The following is a 22,609-nucleotide window of genomic DNA, read 5'->3' on the forward strand; positions in this document are numbered from 1 at the left end:
GATCGGGCCACCCCGGTCCCCTCGGCAGAGGAAGGAACCCCTGGTGCGACAACCACAAACGTCCATCCTCCTGGCCGCCGTGCTGCTGGTCGGCCTCGCCGGGTGCGGGCACAACGATCAGCCGTTCGGGCTGCCGTCGGCTTCGGCGTCCCCCAGTTCCTCGCCGGCCGGTGCCACGCCCGCCACCTCCGCGCCCACCGCCTCGGCGCCGGCCACCTCCGCGCCTGCCCGGACCACGACCGCCACACCGGCGAAGGCGTTTCCGCTCACGGTCACCCGCCGTGGCGGCTTCGCCGGCGTCGACGACCGCGTCCTGATCACGGCTGACGGCACGGCGGTCGTGACCCGCCGGGGACGGCCGCCGGTACGGAGCTCGCTGCCGACCGCGACGATGGCCGACCTCCGGCAGCTGCTGAAGGCACCGGAACTGGCCGGCCGGGCACCCCGCACGGAAGCCACGGTCGTGTGCAGCGACGGTTACGAGTACGAGATCGTCAGCCCGACGGCCACCACGATCGTGCACGACTGCGACACCCCGCACGGAGCCACCCTGGACCGGATGCTGACCATCGTCGGGAAACTGCTGGAGGGCTGATCGCCCCGCGCATGCCGTTCAGCGCACCTGCTCGGCGGTGAACTGCATGCGCGGCGTGGCGTAGAACTCCTGGGCCTGCACCAGCTGCAGCTCGCGTTCGCCGGACCGGTACGTGGTCTCGATCAGATCGAAGACGCTGGAGGCCGTCCGCTCCAGCGACACCGCCGCATCCCTGGTCGCGACATAGTGGGCGGTGAACAGGGCGGCCGTGACGTCCCCGGACCCGTTCGCCTTGAACGGCAGGTGCGGGGTGCGCACGAGCCAGGCGCCGGCGCCGTCCACGATGAGCATCTCGATCGTGCCCTCCTCCCGGTCGGGGCGTGCCACGCTCGTGACCAGCACGGCCGAGGGACCCATGGCACGGGCGAGGTCGGCCGAGGCGAGGGTCGTCGGGATGCTCGCCGGCTCGGTGCCGGTCAGGAACCCCAACTCGAACTGGTTCGGGGTGATGATGTCGGCCACCGGCACGACCCGGTCCCGCAGCAGGCCGGGAATCTCGGGTGCGACGAAGCAGCCGGACTTGGCGTTGCCCATGACCGGATCGCACGCGTAGAGCGCCGCGGGGTTCGCGGCCTTCACCCGGCGCACGGCGTCGACGATGACATCAGCGATCCCCACCCCGCCCTGGTAGCCCGACAGCACGGCGTCGATCTGCGGAAACACCCCACGCTCCTGCACGCCGAGGAGAATCTCGGCCACGTCCGCCGGCGGGATGAGCGGTCCCCGCCAGGCGCCGTAGCCCGTGTGGTTGGAGAAGTTCACCGTGGGGACCGGGACGACGTCGACGCCGAGACGCTGGAGCGGGAACACGGCGGCGGAATTCCCGACATGGCCGTAGGCGACCGCGGACTGGATGGACAGCACCTTCATCCACCCAGGCTAGAGAGTCGACCCGGCCACCAGGGCGGAGCCGGGCCGGCTATTCGTCCTCGCCGCCGTCGTCGTCGAAGACCTCGTCCATCACCTCGCCGGCGAGGTAACCGGCAGCCACGCCACCCACCACGCCCGCGGCCATGCCGCCCATGCCCGGCCCGTGGCCGCCGTGCCCGCCATGGCTGCTGTGACCCGGGCGGCCGCCGTACGCAGGCTGACCGTGGCCGTATCCGGGCACCGCCTGCCGGTGCTCCAGCGCTTGACGCACCCAGCCGTCGACCTGCTGCGCCCAGTCAACCGTGTCCGCGTCGGCGTGCGCGACCGTGTACCGGCCGTACGAGTCGTGGCCGCCGCCGAACATGCCGCCCCGCTTGTCGAACTCCAGCACCACCTCGACCGCGTGCGGGCCGGTCACGAACGTCAGCTCGACCTCGTTGACGCCGTGGGCGTACCGCGGCGCCGGGAAGTACTCGATCTCCTGGTAGAACGGCAGCGTCTGCCGCACCCCGTGGATCCGGCCGTACTCCAGGTCGGCGCCCTTGAACACGAAGCCGAGCTGAGCGAAGGCATCGAGGATGCGCTGCTGCACCGGCAACGGCCGGACGTACACGGCGTCGAGGTCGCCCTTGTCGACCGCTTTGGCGATCGCCACTTCGGTGCGTACGCCCATCACCATGCCGTGCAGCGGCTGACCGTGGACCGTGGTGATCGGGGTCTCCCAGGACAGCACCAGCTGGAACGGGATCGACCGGCGTTCTCCCTCGCCCAGTCGCATCGGTCCGCTCACCGTGATCCGGTGGAACTCGCCGGTGGCGTGGCCGTCGCCGTGCCCACTCTCGATCTCCATGCGGGTGATCAGGCTCAACGTGATGTGCTCGATCGCGGCGTCATGGCTGCCGCCGACCAGCTCGACCCGCCCGTGCAACGGCGCGCCGGGGACCCCGGCCGGATCGTCCAGCACGGTGTCGACACTCGGCCCGCCCACTCCGAAGGCACCCAGCATCTTCTTGAAGACCACGTCATCACTCCCGACCGCTCGATCTGCGCAAATCGGGAGGAAAATACCCAGTCGGTCTGAGTGCTCGCTGTGAACATGATCCGGGAGACGCCTCCTGGACCTGGTCCTGGACCTAGACGTCGAGGTCCTCGATCACCGGATGCTCGGCCATCTCGGCGACCTGCTCGTAGAGAGCATCGGGCAACGTCTCCCGGAGATCCTCCAGCGAGTCCGCGATGTGCACCGTCGCCTCGGCCGCGGTCTTCGTCCAGACCTGGTCGGAGCTCCAGTTGCCGATCCAGCCGCGCCAGCCGGTGTTCCACCTCTCGGCGTCGGGGCCCAGGTCCTTGTGTCCTTCGGAACGCTCGATGTGCACGACGTACTTGCCGCTGCGGGCGCGGTAGACCCGGTAGATCTCGGTGCGCTCGTTGGTGGAATGGCCCCATTCGCCGAGCAGGATGCCGGAAAACCGTTGCCGCCGGCTCAGCCCCGGGCCGACCCGCAGCACGATCTCGTCGTATCCGCCGAGGCGACCCTCCTCGATCTCGACAAAACGGCGCAGCGCGGCGGCGATGGCCGCGGACAGGTTGCCACCCACCAGTTCCTGCGCACGGCGATACATCGGCATGTCCTCGTCGGACACGTAGATGGTCTTGTTGGGCATGGGCGGCCTCCTTCCCACAACTATATGCATAGAGATACGTACTCGGACACTCAGTCCCTGCTCAGCACGTGGATCGCCCCGAAAATGGCCGACATGTGGATCCGGATGACGGGCACGCCCGGCACCGGCGGCACGGTGCCGAGGTCGATGTCCCGTGCGCTGAACCAGGAGCTTCCGGACATTTCCACGGCGACCCCGCGGGGCACCAGGATCTCGATCCGACCGATCAGGCACAGCCCGCGGATCACGATGTCGTCCGGAGCGGCGAGCGCACCCCGCAGGTCGATCGTGCCGTTCGCACCGATGATCGTCGCGCGCAGCGGCCGGCCCCGGACGGGGCGCCATCGGCCGTGGCGGCCGTGATCGCTGAACACGGCGATCACCCTGGAGACCTCGGGCAACGCACCGGCGGGTGCGGCCGGGGCCAGGTCGGCGGTGGCGCGCACCAGCTCGGCCGGATCACTGGCAGCCCAGACGGCGCCGACGCGGCCGCTGAACTCGTCCAGGGTGAGCCGGCCCTCGCCACAGGCGATCTCCAGGGCTTTGGCCGCGTCGGCACGCTGCTGCTCGGAAGGAGCCGGCGGAATCGGAAGGGTCATGTCGCCGGCGCTCCTCTGCGTGGTCACGGCATCAGGTGGGCGGGAGCAGCTCGGTGCGCAGGAACTGCTCGATCGGCAAGGGTCCCACATAGCGCCGGCAGGTGCAGGGCACGTACTGCTGCCCGATGACCTCGCCGTGCTTGTTGTGAACGGGACGGCCGATTTCGGCGTGGCAGCGCTCGCCGGAGTTGTCGTGCTGGCCGAGGCCGTGGCCGCAGCCGCAGATCGCCTGCGGCTGCGGCGTCTCGGGTCGGCGGTGCGTCACCCGTCCGGCCACGAAACCGGCGAGCGCGATGAGTGCGCCGACCGCCAGGCTGAGCGGATCGATCATGAGGGCGCCTCACCTGTCTCCAGGCCGAGCGCGTCCCGAACGGCATCAAAAACGTCGTCGGACAGGAGTGACCGCAGCCCGTCGACGTCGTCGGCCTGCGCCAGCGAGGAGCGGCCCTTGACCACGCTCCAGGACTGTTCACCGCGGCCCAGGCTCATGTCGAGGTAGCTGCGCCACCCCCACAGCGAATCGTTGTGACCGGCGCCGTGCACCCGCGCCCGGTCCTCGCGCCGAGTGTGGACCTGGAACGTGCCCTCGGGGGTGCGGTAGACGCGGATCGCCTCGACGTCGCCCTCGCGCGCTCGGCCCCACTCGCCGATGAGGGCACCGACGAAGTGCACCTCCCGCGCCGGCGCGACACCGACCTCGACGGTCACCTCCTCGAATCCGGCGGCCGGGACGGGTTGTTCGTCGAGATAGCGGCGCAGTGCCGCAGTGACCACGGCCGACGGGTCGCCGTCGCCCATCCGCTCGGCCGCCCGCCAGACCCGCAGGTCGCCGTCGTCGATGGTGATCGTCTTCTCGGGCATTTCTCCTCCTCGAGGCGTCTCCGTATAAGTGTACGTATAGTTGTCGACAGCGGCAAAGTCGTCCGTCCCGCCGGCGGGACGAGGACGGCCCCGTCGTTTCTTGTGGCCCGCTCATCCCGCTGGGCATCCTGAGACGGCATCCCGCCCACCACCCCCAGGTGGCGCGCGACCAAGGAGGCATCGTGCGCGAACCAGTCAGCCTCGCCGACCCCGCGTTTCTCGACGACCCCGTTCGCGGCTTCACCCGCCTGCGCGACCACGCCCCGCTGGTGCGCATCGGCATGCCGGGGGGCCCGCCGGTCTGGCTGGTCACCCGCTATGACGAGGTGAAGCAGGCACTCAGCGATCCACGGCTGGTGGTCGACCACGCGCGGGTCCCCGGTCACTCCGGCCTGAGCGTCGTGGAACAGATCATTCAGGCGTACGGCATGCCGCGGGAGTTCTGGGAGTACGCGGCGAACATGACGTTCATGGACGGCGCTGACCACAACCGGTTGCGCCGCCTGATCGTGCCGGTCTTCACCCGCCGGCGCATCACCGAGATGGCCCCACGCGTCGAGAAGATCTCCCGGGAGCTGCTCGGCAAGCTCACCGAGGCCGGCGGTGGCGACCTGATCGAGGATTATTCGTCGCCGCTCACCAGCACCGTCATCTGCGACCTGATCGGCATCGACGAGGCCGATCAGCCGGCGATGCGGCGGTGGATGCACGAGTACACCGGCGGCAACTACGCCGACGCGGCGCTGCAGATGGTCGACTACACCCGGCACCTCATCGCCCGGCGCCGGGCCGAACCGGCCGAGGACATGGTGTCCGTCCTCATCCGGTCGGCCGAGACCGCCGAGGACGGCCTCAGCGAGGCGGAAATCGTCGCGATGACGCTGCTCATGGTCAACAACGGCCATCTGTCCACGTCGCACTTCATTCCGAACGCCATTCTCGTGCTGGCCGGCAATCCCGGCGAGCTGGCCAAACTGCGGGCACAGCCCGAGCTGCTCCCGCGCGCCCTGCACGAGCTGATGCGCGTCACCAGTCCTGCGCAGATCGCCACCCCGCGGTACGCGACCGAGGATCTCGAGATCGGTGGTGTTCTCGTCCGCCGTGGTGAGGCCGTCACCGGCTCCCTGATGTCGGCCAACTTCGACCCTCGCGTCTTTCCCGACCCGCTCCGGGTCGACATCACCCGCGACACCGGCCGCGTGGAGAACCACATCGCGTTCGGTGCCGGACCGCATTACTGCACCGGTGCCGCGCTGGGCCGGCTGGAAGGCGAGGTGGCGCTGCGCCACCTGCTGCTCGAGGACCTGTCGCTGAGCCTCGCCGTGGACCGGGACGAGCTCGAATGGCAGGACGTCGCCCTCGCCGTACGGCTGCTCAAGAGTCTGCCCGTGCACCTGTCCCGGACCGTCTGAGGAGTTGGCCGTGTTGGTACCTACGATGTATCAAGCCGCCTCGCCCGGACAGATCACCGCGGTCGTCACCGGTCACCCGATGGCGGTGCTGGTGACCAACGGCTCCCCCGTGCCCCACGCGACGCACCTGCCCGTCATCCCCGTCGCAGACGGCAACATCCGGTCCGGCAGCACCCTGTGGGGTCACATGAACCGAGCCAATCCCCACTGGCGGTCCCTGGACGCCGGCACCGCCGGCAAACTCGTCTTCAGCGGGCCGGGAACGTACGTGTGTCCCGTGCTCTACGAGACCGAGCCGGCCGCGCCGACGTGGGACTTCGCGGTGGTCCATCTGTCCGGGCGGATCATTCCGATCGCCCCCGGTGAGCCGACGCTGGCCGTGGTGCGGCGCACGGCCGCCACCCTGGAACACGCCTTCGGCGCCGGCTGGGATCAGAACAGCTCGGTCGACTATTTCCGAGCCCTCGAGCCGGGCGTCGGCGCCTTCGAGTTCGTGGTCGGCGACGTCGAGGCCATGTTCAAGCTCAGCCAGGAGAAGGAGCCCGCCGTACGCCAGCGGATCATGGACGATTTCGCCGGCACCCCCCGCAACGGCTCCGTCCAGGTCAGCCGGCTGATGTCGGAACTGGGCCTGGGGATCGACTCCTGACCACGCGGTGCGCAGCGAGCATGGCGTGTGGTGGATGCGCCGGGCTGGTCCCGCCGACACCCCGGTGCTGGTGTTGTTGCCGCCGGCGGGCGGGTCGGCGCAGAGCTTCGCCGGTTGGCAGCATCGGCTTCCGCCGCATCTCGACCTGGTCGCCGCCCAGTATCCCGGGCGCGGTTCCCGGCGCCGCGAACCGTTGCCGGGCACTGTCGCCGGCATGGCCGCCGAGCTGGCCGTCACCCTGTGCGCGCGGACGGGGCCAGTGCACATCTTCGGCCACAGCCTGGGCGCGCTGGTCGGATACGAGCTCTGCTGGCAGCTGCAGAACGCCCGCCGGGCGCCCGCCACGTTCGTCGCCTCGGCGGCGGTGCCACCGCACCGCCGCGCCGTGTTCGGCAGCCGCCTGACCGACGCGCTCACCGGTGACCTGGCCACCCTGCTGGCCGGTGCGCACACCCTTTCCGCCGCGGTCGAGCGCGAACCGCGACTGCTGCGCCGGCGCGAGCCGATCTATCGCGCGGACTTCGCCGCCGCGCACTCCTACATCTACGGCACGGCGCAACGGTTGCTGCGCACTCCGCTCGTCGCGGTCGGCGGGGCCCAGGATCCGCTGGTGCCGGTGAACGAGCTGGTTCGCTGGCCGGAGCTGGCGGCGGGCCCGAGCACCGTGCACACGCTGCCGGGCGGCCACTTCTACTACCTCGACAGCATGAGCGGCCTGATGGCGCTGATCCGTCGCGCTACCCGCTGACCGGCACGCCGACCGGGGCGGCGAGCGCGGAGCGGACGATCGGCAGCAGCAGCTCCGGTGACTGGTCGATGACCAGGTGGCCACCGGCGACGATGTGCAGGGCGAACGGCCCGGTGGCGCAGCGGCGCCACTGCGGCAAGGCGCCGACCGGCACCTCGTCGTCGCCGTTCGCCCCGATCACGGTCAACGGGCAGGAAACCGGCGGGTCCGGGGCGGGCCGCCAGTGCGACATCGCGTGCAGGTCCGCGCGCAGGATGGGCAGCACGACCGCCATCAGCTCATCGTCGGCGAGCACCTCGGGCGGCGCGGCGCTCACCCGCGTGACGAACTCCCGCAGATCCGCCTCGGTCAGCCCGTGCGGCGAGACCCTGGGCTCCACAGCCGGGGCGGACGCTCCGGAGACGAGCAGATGCGCCGGTCGGCAACCGTAGTCGCGCTCCAGCCGGCGAGCCAGCTCGAACGCCAGTGCGGCTCCCATGCTGTGGCCGAACAACGCGACGGGTCCGCCTCGCCAGGGGGCGATCTGCCCCAGCGCATCGGTGAGGAGGCTTTCGGCTCGCGAGTGCGGGGGCTCGGAGAAACGACCGCCGCGCCCGGGCAGCTCGACCGGGACGACCTCGACGTGCGCCGGCAGCCGGCGGTGCCAGTCGCGGTAGATTCGCTGCGCCGACCCACCGGCGTACGGCAAGCAGAACAGCTTCATCCGGCGCATCAACGCCCCAGCCGTACGGGCAGGGCCGCCAGGCGCCACGTCAGGGGCAACCTGGCCCGGCGCAGGAACCGGGCCGGCGCCGCCAGGGCGAGGTGCGGGAAACGGCGCAGCAGGGCCAGGAACGCGACCTCGGCCTCCTGCCGGGCCGGCGGGGTGCCCAGACATCACTGCTCCTGTCACGGTGTCCGTAGCGCGTCGGCGAGGCGGGTGATGGTCGGATTCAGGTAGAGCGTGCGGGGGTGCAGCGGCGGCATGCCACGTTCGCGCATCAGCGCCGTCATTCGCACGGCCAGTAGTGAATTGCCACCCAGCTCGAAGAAGTCGTCACCGGCCGCGACCGTGAACCCGAACAGCTGTTGCCAGACCTCCTGCAACTGCACGGTCAGCGGGCCGTCCGATGCCCCGAACGCGGGCTCCGCCGGCCCGCTCGTCGGCTCCGCCCGGGGCAGTTGGTCCAGCGCGACCTTGCCGTTACGGGTCAGCGGCAGCGCCGCCACCTCGACCACGGCCGAGGGCATCATGTATTCCGGCAGCAGCCGGGCCAGGTGCGCGCGGACCTGCTGCGTGCCGGTCCCGTCGAGCACCACGTAGGCGTCGAGCCGGTCGGTCGCCGTGTCCTGCGGATCCAGCCGGCGGACCGTGACCGCGGCCGCGGTCACTCCCGGGCATTCGGTCAGCACCGAACGGATCTCGTCGAGCTCGATCCGGAAGCCGCGGAGCTTGATCTGATTGTCGATGCGGCCGAGGTGTTCCAGGCGCCCGTCGGGGCGCAGCCGGCCCCGATCGCCGCTGCGGTAGAGCCGTCCGTCGCCCGCCGGGTCGTCGACAAAACGCTGCGCGTCAAGGTCGGGGCGGTGCAGATAGCCCAGTGCCACGCCGCGGCCGCCGACCCAGATCTCACCGGCGACGCCCGGCGGCGCGATACGGCCACGGTCGTCCATGATCCGGACGTGCCAGCCGGGCAGTGGCCGCCCCACCGAACGCGATCCTTCGAGCGCGATGCCACGGTCGACGAGCTGTTCGGTGACGTGCACGGTGGTCTCGGTGATGCCGAACATGTTGACCAGGCGGCACCGGGATCCCGGATAGCGGTCCAGCCAGGGCAGGACTGTGCGCGGATGCAGCGTCTCGCCGCCCAGCACCACCAGCCGCAGGGGCAGAGGTGTGGGGTGCGTGCGGTCGGCCTCGGCGAGCTGCGCGAAGGCAGACGGCGTCTGGCTGACGACGGTGACCTGCTGCTCGGCGAGCAGCGCGCGAAAGTCCGACGGTGATCGCGACACCCAGTAGGGCACCACCACCAGGTGTCCTCCGGTGAGCAGGCATCCCCAGATCTCCCAGACGGAGAAGTCGAAGGCCAGCGAATGGAAGAACGTCCAGACGTCGGAGGGACCGAGCCGGTACTGCTCGCGAGTGGCGTCCAGCAGGGCCACGACACTGTCGTGGGCGACGAGGACGCCCTTGGGCCGCCCGGTCGACCCGGAGGTGTAGATGACATAGGCGGGATCCGGCGGTGAGACGCCGGCAGCGGGCGGTTTGTCCTCGCCGCCCTCGCCCAGGGCGTCGAGCTCGGACACCGGCACCAGTTCGGCGCCCAGTTCGCCGACCGGCTTCTGCTCAGCCGTGACGACGAGCCGGAGACCCGCGTCGGCGACGCTCCAGCGCAGCCGCTCGGCCGGAGCTCCCGGGTCCAGCGGCACGTAGACGGCGCCGGCTTTGAGCACCCCGAGGGCGGCCGCCACCAGCGTGCCGGTGCGCTCGCCGCAGACGCCGACCCGTTCGCCGTCGGCAACCCCGCGCTGCCGCAGTCCGTGGGCGATGCGATTGGCGTAGCGTTCGAGCTCACTGTAGGTCCACCGGCTGTGCTCGTCGGAGAGCGCCACCGCATCCGGGGTGGCCGCTGCCTGTTCGCGGAACAACTCGCCGATGAGTCCGGAGCTGACGGGCGCCGTACGGCGCGCCCGCCCGAGGCCGAGGATCAGCTGTCGCTCGGGAGCGTCGAGGATCTCGGCGTCGCCGGGTGCCCTGCCGTCTCCGCTCAGGGATCGGCGTGCCTGGATCAGGTGGCGTGACACCTGCGCGGCGGCGAGGTCGCTGACGCTGCGCAGCCGATGCCACACCGTCAGGCGGCAGCGGCCGTCATCATCGGCACCCACCAAGAAGGTCAGCTCGGCGGGTGGAGCCTGGAAGGGCAGATACTCGGCGCCTGTCCACACCAGCACGACACCGGAATCCTCCGGCGGCGAGTCGTAGCGGGCGAGAACCGCTGACAGAGCCGCGGACCACGCTGCCTCGTCCGCGATGTCCTGGGGGTCGAGGTCAAGAACCATCTCGCCGTAGGCGCGACCACGGCGCGGGTCGCCGAATCCCCAGGAGGGCGCCGAAAAGGCGTGCGTGGCCGGTCGGCTGTCGCATCGGCTCAGGTCAGGCCAGGACGGGGCCGACGGTCCCTCGGTGGTGATCGCTGCGACCAGCCGGTGCAGGTCGTCTCGATCGAGGACGTCGCGACGTGCCACCACGATCAGGTCGGCGACGCCTTCCCCGGCCACCAGCACGCCGCGCAGGGAATGTCCGGCGTGCAGCGGCCGCCGCATCTCCCGGTTCCGAACCCTGCGGGCCGTTTCGGCCGCGGAGCCGGCCGGCACCGGCTCGGTCCACAGCCGCATCCCGGTGATGGCCTGCCAGCGGGCAGCCGTCGCGTCCGGCAGCGGTCCGGCCAGTCGCACGCGTAGGGCGTGGCATCGGGTGGCGCTGCCGTCCGCCCGGTCGGAACGGACCACCGGCTCGGATGGAATCACTGTCGTTCTCCTGCTCTGGTGAAGATGGTCAGCGGGCAGTGAAACCGCCGTCGACCGTGAGCACCGATCCGGTCACCTGACGAGCCTCGTCGGAGGCGAGCCACACCGCGGCGGCGGCGACGTCGTCCGGCTCGATCAGCGCGTTGGTCGGTTGAGCCTGGACGAAGGTCTGCTCGTGTTCGGCCACCGGCACCTCGAGCGACCGGGCGATCTCCGAGAGCATCCGGCCCTCGGCCTGCGGGTCGTCGCGCACCGAGCCGGGACACAGCGCGTTGACCCGCACCTTGACCGGCGCGTAGTCCAGGGCTGCCGCCTTGGTCAGACCGACCATGCCGTGTTTGGCGGCGACGTAGCCGGCGAAGTGCCGGTAGCCGACCAGGCCCGCGGTCGAGGCGACGTTGATGATGCTGCCGGAACGCTGCTCGACCATGGTGGGGACGACCGCGCGGATCATCCGCCAGGCGCCGGACAGGTCCACGTCGATCATCAATTGCCACTGTTCCTCGGTGATGTCGTGCACGGGCCGGCCGGACGGCGCGGCGATCCCGGCCGCGTTGACGAGGATGTCGACGCCACCGAACCGGTCCCGGGCGTCGCTGACGAGTGACGCGACCGCGGCCGGATCCCGTACGTCGGCAGCGACGGACATGACCGCTGCCCCGGCCTCGCGGCACAGCGCCTCGGTGTGTTCCAGCTGGCTCAGCGTGCCCAGCGGGTAGGGCACTCCCGGCACCGGCGCCGCCACATCGACCAGCAGCAGGGCGGCGCCCTGGGCGGCGAAGGCCTCGGCACAGCCGCGGCCGATCCCCCGGGCCGCCCCGGTGATCAGGGCGGTCTTGTCAGCCAGCCGCATGCTCGGCCAGCCCTTCATGGGTCCGCCGGCTCAGCTGCGCCGCGATGCCGGACAGCAGCGGTCCCGCCCGGTCGGTGAGATACATGTGGCCACCGTCGAATTCCTCGACCGTGAATCCGGCCCGCGTCGCGTCCCGCCACGCCGCGGTGTCGGCCGCCGTGACGAGCTCGTCGTCGCTGCCCCGGACCGCGGTGACCGGCACGTCGATCGGGTCGCGTGAACCCGGCTCGTACTCCTCGTGCATGCGGACATCGGCGCGCAGGGTCGGCAGGATCAGCTCCCGCATCTCCGGGTCGGCGAGCGCTTCGTGCCGGTAGCCGGCGAACTCCTCGATCCGGAGCAGGAACTCGTCGTCGTCCAGCGCCGTGGCCCGGTCGGAGCGGCCGTGCCACGGCGCCGGCGAGCCGCTGACGACAAGCAGGGCGACGGGACAACGCGCATCGGCGACGAGCCGGCGGGCCAGTTCGTACGCGATCACCGCGCCCAGGCTGTGACCGAACAACGCGACCCCGCGGAGACGCCGGGCGATCTCGGCCGCCTCCGGTAGCAGCACGTCGACCGTCTCCTGCACCGTGGCGCAGGGCTCCTCGGCCAGCCGCCACTCCCGGCCGGGCAGCTGGAGCGCGACCACCTCCAGACCGGCCGGCGCCAGATCCTGCCAGGGCCGGAAGAACGAGGCACCGGCCCCGGCGAAGGGCAGGCAGAGCAGCCCGTCCGGAGCCGGGCCGGCGGCGGTCACCGGCCCGCCGCGTCGGCTGCCATGGCTTCCTGCAGGGAGCGCGGACGCATGTCCCGCCAGTTCTGCTCGACATACGCCAGGGCGGCCGCGCGGTCGGACTCGCCGAGCGCGATCCGCCAACCGGCGGGTACGTCGGCGAAGGCCGGCCACAGGGAATGCTGGTCCTCGTCGTTGACCAGGACGAAGAAGCGGCCGTTCTCGTCATCGAAGGGGTTCGTGCTCATGTCGCCTCCCGGGCGCTGTGGGTGATGGGTCGGACGGTCAGGACGGGGACGCCGCTCACGGAAGCACCGCCTGCCGGCGGTCGAGAAGGGACTCGACGATGTCGCCGCTGCGGGTGGCCAGGTTCGACAGCAGCGAGGACGTCAGGCCATGGGTGTGCTCGGTGCCGCCCTGCAGATAGATGCCGCAGCTCAGCTCCGGCGAGGTGACCAGCCGGTAGTCGCGTTCCACCCGGTAGCGGCCCCGATCGTCGCGGCAGCAGAAGCGGTCCAGCTCGCCCAGCACGTCTGCGGGCTGCATCGGCAGGTATCCGGTGGCGCAGATCAACAGGTCCAGGTCGATGTCCTCGTGCTCCTGGGTGCCCAGCGACTGCACGCTGATGCGGGTGTCGTCGGCCACCCGTTTGACCGCCACGACCCGGGCCAGGTTGAGCACGCGCAGGCGGGCGCGCCCTTCGACGGATTCCGCGTACATCCGCTGGTAGAGGTCACGCAACAGCTCGTCGTCGACCACCGAGTAGTTGGTGTTGCGGTGGTAGTGCCAGAAGGCTTCCTTGGCGGCATCCGCGCCGAAGTAGAAATCGTCCACCGCGGCGGGATCGAAGACCCGGTTGGCGAACGGGGTGTCGTCGGCCACGGTATAGCCGTACGAGGGAAGAATCGCGGTGATCTGCGCACGCGGGAGGACATCGTGCAGGTGGCGCACGATCTCCGCGGCGCTCTGCCCGGCGCCGACCACTGCCACCCGGGTGACGGCGGTGGTGTCGCACCGCGCGAACCGGTCCAGGAACTCCGAGCTGTGCCAGATCCGGTCGTCACGCTCGATGCCCGCCGGCATTCGCGGCACCAGCCCGGTGGAGATCACCACATTGCGGGCCCGGAGATGGCCGCGGCCGTGTTCGGCACTGTCGACATCGACCGCCAGCTCGGCGATGACGTCTCCCGGCCCCGGGGAGCCGGCCGGGCGCAGTCCGATGACGCTGGTGTTGTAACGCACCGGCGTCGTCAGATGACGGCTCGCCCAGCTGAGATAGTCGTGGAACTCCATCCGGGTCGGGAAGAAGTCCTTGTTGTTGACGAATTCCGGCAACCGGCCCACGGCGTGCAGGTAGGACAGGAAGCTGAACCGGGAGCGGGGGTTACGGAACGAGACAAGGTCCTTGAGGAACGAGATCTGCATCTTCGCGCCCGGCAGCAGCATCCCACGATGCCAGGACAGCGCTTCCCCCCGCTCGAGGAACACCGAGCTGAGAGAGTCGTCGCCGGACCTGGCCGCGAACTCCTCCAGGGCGACGGCCAGCGAGAGGTTGGCCGGCCCGAGCCCGACCCCGACGACGTCGTAGGTGCCCGGATCAGTGACCATGGTCTGCTCCCCCGAGGGTCGGACGGATGTCTGCGGCCAGCACCCGGTTCAGGACGGCGGCGATCTCCGCCGCGGGGCCGGGCATGGTCATGTCCAGGTGAGTGCTGGACACGTCGTACTCGTGGATGACGCCCTGCACATGCGGCTTCCACAGCGACGCCCACGACTCGTCCTGCTCGAGTGAGGCGTGGAAGTAGTGCACGTCGCCGACGTGGACGGGTGACTCGAAGCGCTTGATCACCGCCATGTTGTTGGCGAGCACGACCGAGGCGGTGCCGAGGAAGTCGCTGTGCTGCTCGACGTCGACGAAGTCGGAGACGAACTCCTCGATCGACGCTCGAGCGTCGGCCTCGGGGATCTCCTCCTGCGCAGCGAAGGCGCTGGCCGGCACGCAGTCCAGCAGCGCGAGGAGGCTGACCCGGTGCCCGCGCCGGGTGAGCTCGGCCGCCGCCGCGTGTGCCAGGGCACCGCCGTACGACCAGCCGATCAGCCGGTACGGGCCATGCTCCTGACGCTCGAGGATGTGATCGACGTACTCGCCCACCATCTGCTCGATCGAGGTGGGAAGGGTGTCGCCGGGGTGATAGCCGCGCGCCTGGATGCCGAACAGCGGACCCTGGTCCATCTCGGTCGCCAGCCCGAGGTACGACCAGCTCAGCCCGCCTCCGGGGGGCAGACACCAGACCGGATCGCCGTCGCCGCTGCTCAGCGGCAGCACCAGGGCGAAGGGGTCGGCGAACTCGTCGGGCAGGCTTCCGGACAGCAGCCGTCCGCTGAGGTCGGCGACGGTCGGGGATCGGAAGATGGCCCGGATCGGCACGTCGGCGCCCATCTCCTCCTGCACCCGGACCATCAGGCGGGTGGCGAGCAGGGAATGGCCGCCGAGGTCGAAGAAGTCGTCGTTGATGCCGACCCGCTCCACTCCGAGCACCTCGGCGAAGAGCCGGGCGAGGGTCTCCTCTCTGCGGTTGCGCGGCGCCCGGTAGACGCCGGCCGCTGCGGCGCCGGGTGCCGGCAGGGCCCGACGGTCGATCTTGCCGCTGGTGGTCACCGGCAGTTCGTCGAGCACCGTGATCGTGCCGGGCACCATGTATTCGGGGAGGTTGCGCTGGGCCAGGTCCTTGAGGTCCGCCGTGAGCTCGGCCCGGTCGGCCGCGTCGGTGACGGTGACGTAGGCGACCAGGCGCTGATCGCCCGGCCGGTCCTCGCGGGCGACCACCACGGCCTGGGTGACCGAGTCGTGGGTGGCGAACAGCGATTCGATCTCGGCCGGTTCGATGCGGAAGCCGCGCACCTTGATCTGGAAGTCGATGCGGCCCAGATATTCGACGGCGCCGTCTGATCGGCGGCGGGCGAGGTCGCCGGTGCGGTACATGCGCTCGCCGGGGCGGAACGGGTCGGCCACGAACCGCTCGGCGGTCAGCCCGGGCCGGCCCAGATATCCGCGGGCCAGGCCGGTTCCGGCGAGGTGGAGCTCGCCGGCGACGCCGGGCGGCACCGGCCGCAACGCCTCGTCGAGCACATAGACGCGGGTGTTCCAGATCGGGAACCCGATCGGCACGCCGACGGCGTTCGGGGTTGGCGTGTGCTCCCACGCGGTGACCTCCACGGCCGCTTCCGTCGGCCCGTACACGTTGTGCAGGCCGGTGCCGGGCAGCAGCCGGACGAACCGGTCGGCCAGGTCGACCGGGAGTGCCTCGCCGGCCGCCTCCACCCGCCGCAGGCTCGTGCATCCCGCCGCCGCCGGCTCGGCGACGAAGGCCTCGAGCAGCGACGGCACGAAGTCGGCCGAGGTGACCCGCTGTTCGGTGATGAGACGGGCGAGGTAGGCCGGGTCCCGGCGTCCGTCGGGTTTGGCCACGACGACGGCGGAGCCCGCGATCAGCGGCGCGAAGAGCTCGGGAACGGAGACGTCGAAGCTGACCGAGGTGATCAGCAGGGTCCGGTCGTCGTCGCGGACGCTGAAGTGGTGGTTGCCCCAGTGCAGGCGGTTGAGGATGGAGCGGTGTGAGACCACGACGCCCTTGGGCCCGCCGGACGATCCCGAGGTGTAGATGACATAGGCGGCCGAGTCCGGCACCGCCGCGCCGGCGGGATTGCCGGTGGACAGGCCGGTCAGGTCGGGCAACTCGTCGAGCACGTACAGCGGCCGGGCGTCGGACACCAGGTGCTTGACCCGCTCCGGCGGCAGGTCCGGGTCGATGGGCAGATAGGCGGCGCCGGACTTGACGATGCCGTAGACCGCGACGAGCAGATCCAGCGACCGCGGCATCCGCAGGCCGACGATGGTCTCCGGTCCGGCGCCGCGGGCGACGAGCCAGTGCGCCAGCTGGTTGGCGCGGGCGTTCAGCTCGGCGTAGGTGAGGCGCACGTCGTCCTGAATCACGGCCGTCCGGTCCGGGGTACGGGCCGCCTGGCTCTCGAAGGCCGATGCCAGCGTGCCCTCCGGCACGTCGTGGGCGGTCTCGTTCCAGGTCCGGGTGACCCGGTCGTGCTCACCGGGACGAAGGACATCCAACCGGCCGACCGGCGCCGCGGGATCGGCGAGGAGCTGCGTCAGAACGTCGCCGAACCGGTCGGCCAGGCTGCTCACTGTCGTCCGGTCGAACAGGTCGGTGGCGTACTGGATGCTGCCGTGCACGGTGCCGCCGGGGCCGGGCATGAGCGTGAAAAGCAGGTCGAACTTGGTCGTCCGGGTGGAGACCGGCTCGAACTCCACCTCGAGCCCGGGCAGGGCAAATGTCGACTCCGCGACGTTCTGCCATTCGCACATCACCTGAAAGAGCGGATGGTAGGCGGTGGAACGGGCCGGATTGAGCCGCTCGACCAGGCGGTCGAACGGAACGTCCTGGTTCTCGTAGGCGGCCAGCGCCTTCTCACGCACCTGCATGAGCAGCTCGATGAACGACGGGTTGCCCGACAGGTCGGCGCGCAGCACCCAGGTGTTGACGAACAGGCCGACCATGTCGGCCAGCGCCTCGTCGGTACGTCCGGCGATCGGGCTGCCGACGGTGATGTCGTCCCCGCCGCCCAGCCGGTGCAGCAGCGCCACCAGGGCGGCCTGCACCACCATGGAGACGGTGCCGCCCGCCTCGCCGGCGAGCTTCTCCATGCCGGTGAGCATCGGCGCCGGGAGGCTGAAGTGCACCGCGTCGCCGCTGTGCCCGGACTCGGCCGGGCGCGGCCGGTCCAGCGGCAGACGCAGTGGCTGCGGCACCCCGGCGAGCTCCGTACGCCAGTAGTCGACCTGGGCGGCGGCCAGGCTGCCCGGATCCTCGTCGTCGCCGAGCAGCTCGCGCTGCCACAGGGTGTAGTCCTTGTACTGCACCGGCAACGGCGCCCAATCGGGCTCGCGGTATTCACGGCGGGCCGCGTAGGCGGTCATCAGATCCTGCGCCAACGGCGCGGCCGAGCCGCCGTCGGCGGCGAGATGGTGAATGACCAGCACCAGCACGCTGCTGTCGGGTGCGGTGCGCAGGATCTGCGCGCGCAGCGGCAGCTCCTCGGTCAGCTCGAACCGGTGAGTGACAGCGGCGGTGACCGCCTCCGGCACCTCGGCGGCAGCCACCTCAACAACCGGGACGTCGACCGCCGCGTCAGCGCTCGCGACGATGTGCTGATGCGGTTCACCGTCGGGGCCGAGCCCGATGCGGGTGCGCAGGCTCTCGTGACGGGCGACCACGTCGGTGACCGCGGCTCGCAGGGCAGCGTCGTCCAGCACACCGTGCAGCCGGAACACGGCCACGATGTTGTAGGTCGCCGACGGACCCTCGAATCGGTGGATGAACCACAGGCGGCGTTGGGCGTACGACAGCGGGATCATGTCTGCGCTACTCCTCGGTCATCCGGCGCAGCCGAGGCCGCACAGAGGTCTTCAGGTCGGCCGACCGCTCGGCGAGCGCGCCGACGGTGGGCGTCTCGAACAACTGGCGGATCGGTATGTCGATGTCCAGCTCGGTACGGATCCTGCTGATCAGGCGGGTGGCCAGCAGGGAATGACCGCCGAGAGCGAAGAAGTCGTCGTCGAGGCCGACCCGGTCGAGGCCGAGCACCTCGGCGAACAGCTCGCAGAGAACCTGTTCGCGGCGGTCGCGTGGGGCACGGTAGGCGGCCGAGTCGGCGGGGTCCGGCGCCGGCAGCGCGGCTCGGTCGATCTTGCCGTTCGGGGTGAGGGGAAGGGCGGTGAGCGGTACGACAGCGGACGGCACCATGTAGTCGGGCAGGTGCTGAGTCAGTAGGACGCCCAGAGCGGAGACGAGTTCCCGGACCTCGCGCGCCGCTGCGGGCTCATTGACGGCCATGGCCGGATCCCGACCCGTGTCCCGATAGGTGCCGTCGAGCGGACGGGCCGGCCGCCCGGCCTCGAGCAGCACGGCCTCGAAGCAGTCAGGTGCGGCGGCCGACACAGTCAGCACAGCCTCGAACCCGGCCGCCGCCGCGTGCTGAGCCAACACGTGCGGGTCCACGCTCTCCGCTGCCGCGACGCGCGGGGGAACTAGACCGGCGGCGACCGCGGCGGCGTGTTCACCGTCGAGCCGGGCGTTGGGAATGCCCGCGATCCGCATCGGCAGCCCGGTCCGGGCGCGGTCAAGGACCCCATCCAGGTCCGTCACGTCGCTGCCCCAGACCAGCACCGGCACTCCGTGGAGCGAAAGCGTCTCCGCAGGCTGCTTGTGCAGCACGACCTCATAGCGGTGCCGGGTCAATTCGTTGTGGGCCGCGCCCGGCTTGAGCCGCACGTCCACCGCTCCGGCGCCGTTCCCGGCGGCCCAGGCCGTGAACCACTCCGGATCGACGACCAGTTCACGCTCCAGCAGCAACGCCCGCTCGACCGCGGCTCGGCGGTCGTGCACCTCGGCCTGCGGACGCTCGGCAAGGTGGATGCCGGTACGCAGCAACGGCAGCGTGCCGTGGCGCCGGACGTCGCCGACGATCAGTCGTCCGCCCGGCGCGAGCAACTCCATCGCCTTGCGCAGTACCCGATCGAGGTACGCCGCGTCAGGGAAGTACTGCACGACCGAGTTGATGACGACGGCGTCAAAATGCCCGGCCGGAAGACCGTCGGTGTCGTCAGCGGCCTGATGACGCAGGACGAGCCGGTCGCCCAGACCGTTCTCCGCGGCCTGCACGCGCAGCCGGTTGATGACCGTCGCCGAGAAGTCGGTGGCCCAGTACTCCTCGACCTGCCCGGCGATCCGGGACGCCAGCAGCCCCGCTCCGGCTCCGATTTCCAGCACCCGCCGGGGTGCCCCGTGCAACACCTGACGGACGGCGTCGTCCCGCCATTGCCGCATCTCCGCCGGCGGGAGCTGTTCCCCGGTGTAAGCGGAGGTCCAGAGCGTGAAATCCTCACCCCAGGCGGAATCGGCGGACCGGTCGTAGGTCTGGTCGTAGACCTGACGCCATTCGTCGACCTGCTCGCTGCCGTCGTTCGTGGTGCCGGCGGGTACGACGTATGCCACGAGCCGGCGGTCGCCGGGGCGGTCCTCGCGGGCGACCGCGACGGCCTGGCGAACCCCCGGGTGGGTGCTCAGCACGGCTTCGATCTCACCCAGCTCGATGCGGTAGCCGCGCACCTTCACCTGGAAGTCGGCCCGGGCCAGATAACCGAGCTGCCCGTCGGGCTGCCACTGCACCAGGTCGCCGGTGCGATACATCCGGGTGCCGGGGACAAAGGGATCGGCGACGAACCGCTCGGCGGTGTGCCCGGGCCGATGCAGGTAACCGCGGGCCACGCCGTCGCCGGCGAGATAGAGCTCTCCGGGCACCCCGGACGGAGTGGGCCGCAGTGCGCTGTCCAGCACGTACACCCGGGTGTTGGCCAGCGGACGCCCGATCGGCGGTGCCGTGCCGCCGGCGGTCACCGGGGCGGCGGTCGACCAGATCGTCGTCTCGGTCGGGCCGTAGACGTTGATGACCTCGGCGGCTCTGTCGTGCAACGTCGCGGCCAGGCCGGCGGGCAGCGCCTCGCCACCGACCAGGATCCGCAGTCCGTCGAGGGCCGCCGGCTGCTGTCCGGCCAGCATCTCCCACAGGGTCGGGGTGGCCTGCATGGCGGTGATGCCGTGCCGGTGGCGCAGGTCGCCGACGGCGGTGGGATCGGCGGCGACGTCCTTCGCGGCGAGCACGAGCCGGGCCCCGGCGATCAGTGGGGCGAAGATCTCGAGGGCGGCGATGTCGAACGCGATGGTGGTGACGCTCAGCAGCCGGTCGTCGGGAGTCAGCGGAAGGTGCTTCCGCATCGCCAGGAGCAGGTTGGTCAGCGCCGCGTGCGACACCACGACACCCTTGGGAGCACCGGTCGACCCGGAGGTGTAAATGGCGTAGGCCGCGTTGGCCGGGCGGGCCCGCGTGCCGGGGCTGGTCCCCGGCCGGTGGTCCAGGTCCGGGCCGGTCGTGGCGCTGTCGAGGGTGAGGACCGGCTGGGCGTGGTCGAGCACGTACTGGATGCGGGCGGCCGGATGCTCCGGGTCGATCGGCACGTAACAGGCGCCGGACTTGAGCACCGCGAGCAGCGCCACGACCAGCTCGGCGGTGCGAGGCAGAGCGACCGCGACGGTCGTCTCCGGCCCGGCGCCGCGGGCGATGAGCTCGTGGGCGAGCCGGTTGCTCCGCTCGTCGAGCTCGCGGTAGGTGAGCGACTGCTCCTGGGCGATCAGCGCTGTGGCGTCCGGCGTCCGGGCCACCTGGCGGGCGAACAGGTCGGTAACGGTGATGGCGGGCATTTCGACGCGCGTGGCGTTCGCCTCGTGCAGCAGCTGCTGTCGTTCCTCCGGCGCGAGCACGTCGATCTCGTGCATCGCGCGGCCGGGATCGGCGAGGAACTGCCGCAGCACCTCGGTGTAGCGGCGAGCGATCCGGGCGGCCGCCTCGTCGTCGATCTGGTGCTGCTGATATTGCAGCGAGAGGTGCAGGTTCGGCTCGGCGGAGGCGGTCAGCGTGAGGGGATAGTGCGAGCCGGCGAACGGGCGGACGCCGGTGATCTCGATACCGGCGCCGGCGATCGCCTCGGTGATGCCGGCCCGGTCGACCGGATACGACTCGAACAGCACGAGCGTGTCGAACAGGGTCGGCAGGCCGGTGGCCTGCTGGATGTCGGCGAGGGGATGGTGATGGTGCCCGAGCAGCTCGCTCTGCGTGTGCTGCAGGGTGGTGAGCACCTCGGCCACCGTCATGTCGGCGCGGCAGGTGGCCCGTACGGGAATGGTGTTGATGAACAACCCCACCATCGCGTCGACGCCGGGCAGGTCGGCCGGGCGGCCCGAGACGGTGGCCCCGAACACGACGTCGTCGCGACCGGTCAGGGCGGACAGCAGCACCGCCCAGGCACCCTGCACCACGGTGTTGACCGTGACACCGAGCTCGGCCGCACACCGAGCCACGGCTCGCGCATCCGGCACCGCCACGTCGACCTGGCCCAGGCCGCTGGCTTGTGCACCGGACTCCGGCGGCGCCAGCACCGTGGGTTCGTCGAGGCCGTCGAGGGCATCGGCCCAGGCCTGCGCGGAACTGTCGGTGTCCTGCTGGTGCAGCCAGGAAAGGAAATCCTGATAGGACGGTGCCGACGGCAGCGCGGCGGGCGCATCGCCGGCGGCATAGAGCTGCACCAGGTCGTGCGTCAGCAGTGGCAGAGACCAGCCGTCGAAGAGCACGTGATGCGCGGTGAGCACCAGCTCGGCCCGGTCGTCGTCGAGGTCGACCAGGGCCAGACGCACCAAGGGCGGCCGGTCCATCACGAAGTGGGTCTCGCGGTCGGCCCGCAGGTAGTCCTCGAGCGCGTCGCGACGCTGAGCCTCGGGCCGGTCGCGCAGGTCGAGGTGGTGCCAGGGCAGCTCGGTCGCCGCGGGGAGAACCTGCACGGCGTCGCCGTCGCTGCGGGACACGAAGGCGGCGCGCAGGTTGGGATGCCTTTGCAGCAGGGCTTGCCCGGCGCGGCGCATCCGTTGCGGGTCGACGTGGCCGCGCAGGTGGAAGACCAGCTGCATGTGGTAGGCGTCGAAGGCGGCGCCGGACATGGCCGAGTGGAACAGGAGCCCGGACTGGGTGGGGGTGACCGGCCAGACCGTGGTCAGCCGGCCGTAGCGCTGTTCCCAGGTTTCGAGGTCGGCCTGGGTGACGGCGACCAGCGGAGCGTCGCTGGGGGTCAGGCCGCCCGCGCCGGGTTGGCGGGCGTGCTCGGCCAGGGCGGCGAGCGCCTCGCTCCACAAAGCGGTGATCTCGTCGACCTCCGCGGCGGAGAGCACCTGAGACGCGTACGAGATCTGGCCTTGGATCTGCTCCCCGGTCCCGTTGTCGGTGAGCATGACGTTGATTTCGAGCGCGGAGGCGGCGGGCATGTCCCGGTCGGGTGCCGGTGTCAGCTGCCGGGCGTCCGGGTCGGGTGCCCATCCGCTGTGCCGCAACTCTTCCGGGAGGTCTGCGGCGGAGATCCGGCCGAGGTAGTTGAAGCCGATCTGGGGAACCGCCTCAGCAGCCAGGACCGCAGCAGTGTCGTCGTTGAGATACCGCAACAAGCCATAACCGATACC

At 70.9% G+C, this 22,609-nt stretch carries 18 protein-coding genes; 4 read left to right on the forward strand and 14 right to left on the reverse strand.

The genetic code is table 11. The features are described from left to right. The first annotated feature begins 43 nt into the window (after positions 1-43). Positions 44-595, forward strand: a complete 552-nt coding sequence (locus tag ACIBQZ_RS37755; protein ID WP_396093712.1) for a hypothetical protein — start codon at positions 44-46, stop codon at positions 593-595. Positions 596-613: 18 nt separating this feature from the next. Here ACIBQZ_RS37755 and pdxY read toward each other — a convergent pair whose 3' ends face one another. The 6 genes from pdxY to ACIBQZ_RS37785 all read right to left on the reverse strand — a co-directional run bounded on the left by pdxY (position 614) and on the right by ACIBQZ_RS37785 (position 4,589). After that, the gene (gene pdxY, locus ACIBQZ_RS37760) at positions 614-1,465 is read right to left on the reverse strand and encodes a pyridoxal kinase PdxY (RefSeq protein WP_396093713.1); all 852 of its coding nucleotides are present in this window, start codon (positions 1,463-1,465) and stop codon (positions 614-616) included. 49 nt (positions 1,466-1,514) lie between these two features. Continuing rightward, positions 1,515-2,486 (reverse strand): sporulation protein, encoded by a 972-nt coding sequence (locus tag ACIBQZ_RS37765; protein WP_396093714.1) that lies wholly within the window; start codon positions 2,484-2,486, stop codon positions 1,515-1,517. A 112-nt stretch (positions 2,487-2,598) separates the two neighbouring features. Next, positions 2,599-3,129, reverse strand: a complete 531-nt coding sequence (locus ACIBQZ_RS37770) for an EXLDI protein (protein ID WP_396093715.1) — start codon at positions 3,127-3,129, stop codon at positions 2,599-2,601. 50 nt (positions 3,130-3,179) lie between these two features. Next, positions 3,180-3,728: a DUF1707 domain-containing protein gene (locus ACIBQZ_RS37775; protein WP_396093716.1), complete on the reverse strand. Its 549-nt coding sequence runs from the start codon at positions 3,726-3,728 to the stop codon at positions 3,180-3,182. Positions 3,729-3,759: 31 nt separating this feature from the next. Then, entirely contained in the window at positions 3,760-4,059 is a 300-nt protein-coding gene (locus ACIBQZ_RS37780; protein ID WP_396093717.1) for a hypothetical protein, read from the reverse strand. Next, positions 4,056-4,589 carry an EXLDI protein gene (locus tag ACIBQZ_RS37785; protein ID WP_396093718.1) on the reverse strand — a complete coding sequence of 178 codons (534 nt, stop codon included), beginning with the start codon at positions 4,587-4,589 and terminating at the stop codon, positions 4,056-4,058. Before ACIBQZ_RS37785 ends, ACIBQZ_RS37780 begins: the two co-directional genes overlap by 4 nt. Positions 4,590-4,771: 182 nt before the next feature. Here ACIBQZ_RS37785 and ACIBQZ_RS37790 point away from each other — a divergent pair, with 182 nt between their 5' ends. The 3 genes from ACIBQZ_RS37790 to ACIBQZ_RS37800 are packed head-to-tail and all read left to right on the forward strand — an operon-like array spanning position 4,772 to position 7,398. After that, positions 4,772-6,001 carry a cytochrome P450 gene (locus ACIBQZ_RS37790; RefSeq protein ID WP_396093719.1) on the forward strand — a complete coding sequence of 410 codons (1,230 nt, stop codon included), beginning with the start codon at positions 4,772-4,774 and terminating at the stop codon, positions 5,999-6,001. A gap of 10 nt (positions 6,002-6,011) precedes the next feature. After that, positions 6,012-6,650 (forward strand): FMN-binding negative transcriptional regulator, encoded by a 639-nt coding sequence (locus ACIBQZ_RS37795; RefSeq protein ID WP_396093720.1) that lies wholly within the window; start codon positions 6,012-6,014, stop codon positions 6,648-6,650. A gap of 34 nt (positions 6,651-6,684) precedes the next feature. Further along, positions 6,685-7,398, forward strand: coding sequence for a thioesterase II family protein (locus ACIBQZ_RS37800; protein ID WP_396093721.1), 714 nt, complete (start codon positions 6,685-6,687; stop codon positions 7,396-7,398). Here ACIBQZ_RS37800 and ACIBQZ_RS37805 read toward each other — a convergent pair. The 8 genes from ACIBQZ_RS37805 to ACIBQZ_RS37840 all read right to left on the reverse strand — a co-directional run bounded on the left by ACIBQZ_RS37805 (position 7,388) and on the right by ACIBQZ_RS37840 (position 22,606). Continuing rightward, entirely contained in the window at positions 7,388-8,101 is a 714-nt protein-coding gene (locus tag ACIBQZ_RS37805; protein WP_396093722.1) for a thioesterase II family protein, read from the reverse strand. The two genes, ACIBQZ_RS37800 and ACIBQZ_RS37805, sit on opposite strands and share 11 nt — an antisense overlap. Before the next feature lie 185 nt (positions 8,102-8,286). After that, a complete protein-coding gene (locus ACIBQZ_RS37810; RefSeq protein WP_396093723.1) occupies positions 8,287-10,833 on the reverse strand; it encodes an amino acid adenylation domain-containing protein in 2,547 nt (848 codons plus the stop codon). A gap of 100 nt (positions 10,834-10,933) precedes the next feature. Next, on the reverse strand, positions 10,934-11,758 hold the full coding sequence (locus tag ACIBQZ_RS37815; RefSeq protein WP_396093725.1) for an SDR family oxidoreductase: 825 nt from the start codon (positions 11,756-11,758) through the stop codon (positions 10,934-10,936). Further along, the gene (locus ACIBQZ_RS37820; protein WP_396093726.1) at positions 11,745-12,497 is read right to left on the reverse strand and encodes a thioesterase II family protein; all 753 of its coding nucleotides are present in this window, start codon (positions 12,495-12,497) and stop codon (positions 11,745-11,747) included. Before ACIBQZ_RS37820 ends, ACIBQZ_RS37815 begins: the two co-directional genes overlap by 14 nt. Next, on the reverse strand, positions 12,494-12,721 hold the full coding sequence (locus tag ACIBQZ_RS37825; RefSeq protein ID WP_396093727.1) for an MbtH family protein: 228 nt from the start codon (positions 12,719-12,721) through the stop codon (positions 12,494-12,496). Before ACIBQZ_RS37825 ends, ACIBQZ_RS37820 begins: the two co-directional genes overlap by 4 nt. A 55-nt stretch (positions 12,722-12,776) precedes the next feature. After that, on the reverse strand, positions 12,777-14,081 hold the full coding sequence (locus tag ACIBQZ_RS37830; protein ID WP_396093728.1) for a lysine N(6)-hydroxylase/L-ornithine N(5)-oxygenase family protein: 1,305 nt from the start codon (positions 14,079-14,081) through the stop codon (positions 12,777-12,779). Further along, entirely contained in the window at positions 14,071-17,904 is a 3,834-nt protein-coding gene (locus ACIBQZ_RS37835; protein WP_396093729.1) for an amino acid adenylation domain-containing protein, read from the reverse strand. Before ACIBQZ_RS37835 ends, ACIBQZ_RS37830 begins: the two co-directional genes overlap by 11 nt. Before the next feature lie 7 nt (positions 17,905-17,911). After that, positions 17,912-22,606, reverse strand: a complete 4,695-nt coding sequence (locus tag ACIBQZ_RS37840; RefSeq protein ID WP_396093732.1) for an amino acid adenylation domain-containing protein — start codon at positions 22,604-22,606, stop codon at positions 17,912-17,914. Between the last annotated feature and the right edge of the window lie 3 nt (positions 22,607-22,609).

Source organism: Actinoplanes sp. NPDC049599 (genome assembly GCF_044465625.1).
Taxonomy (GTDB): domain Bacteria; phylum Actinomycetota; class Actinomycetes; order Mycobacteriales; family Micromonosporaceae; genus Actinoplanes.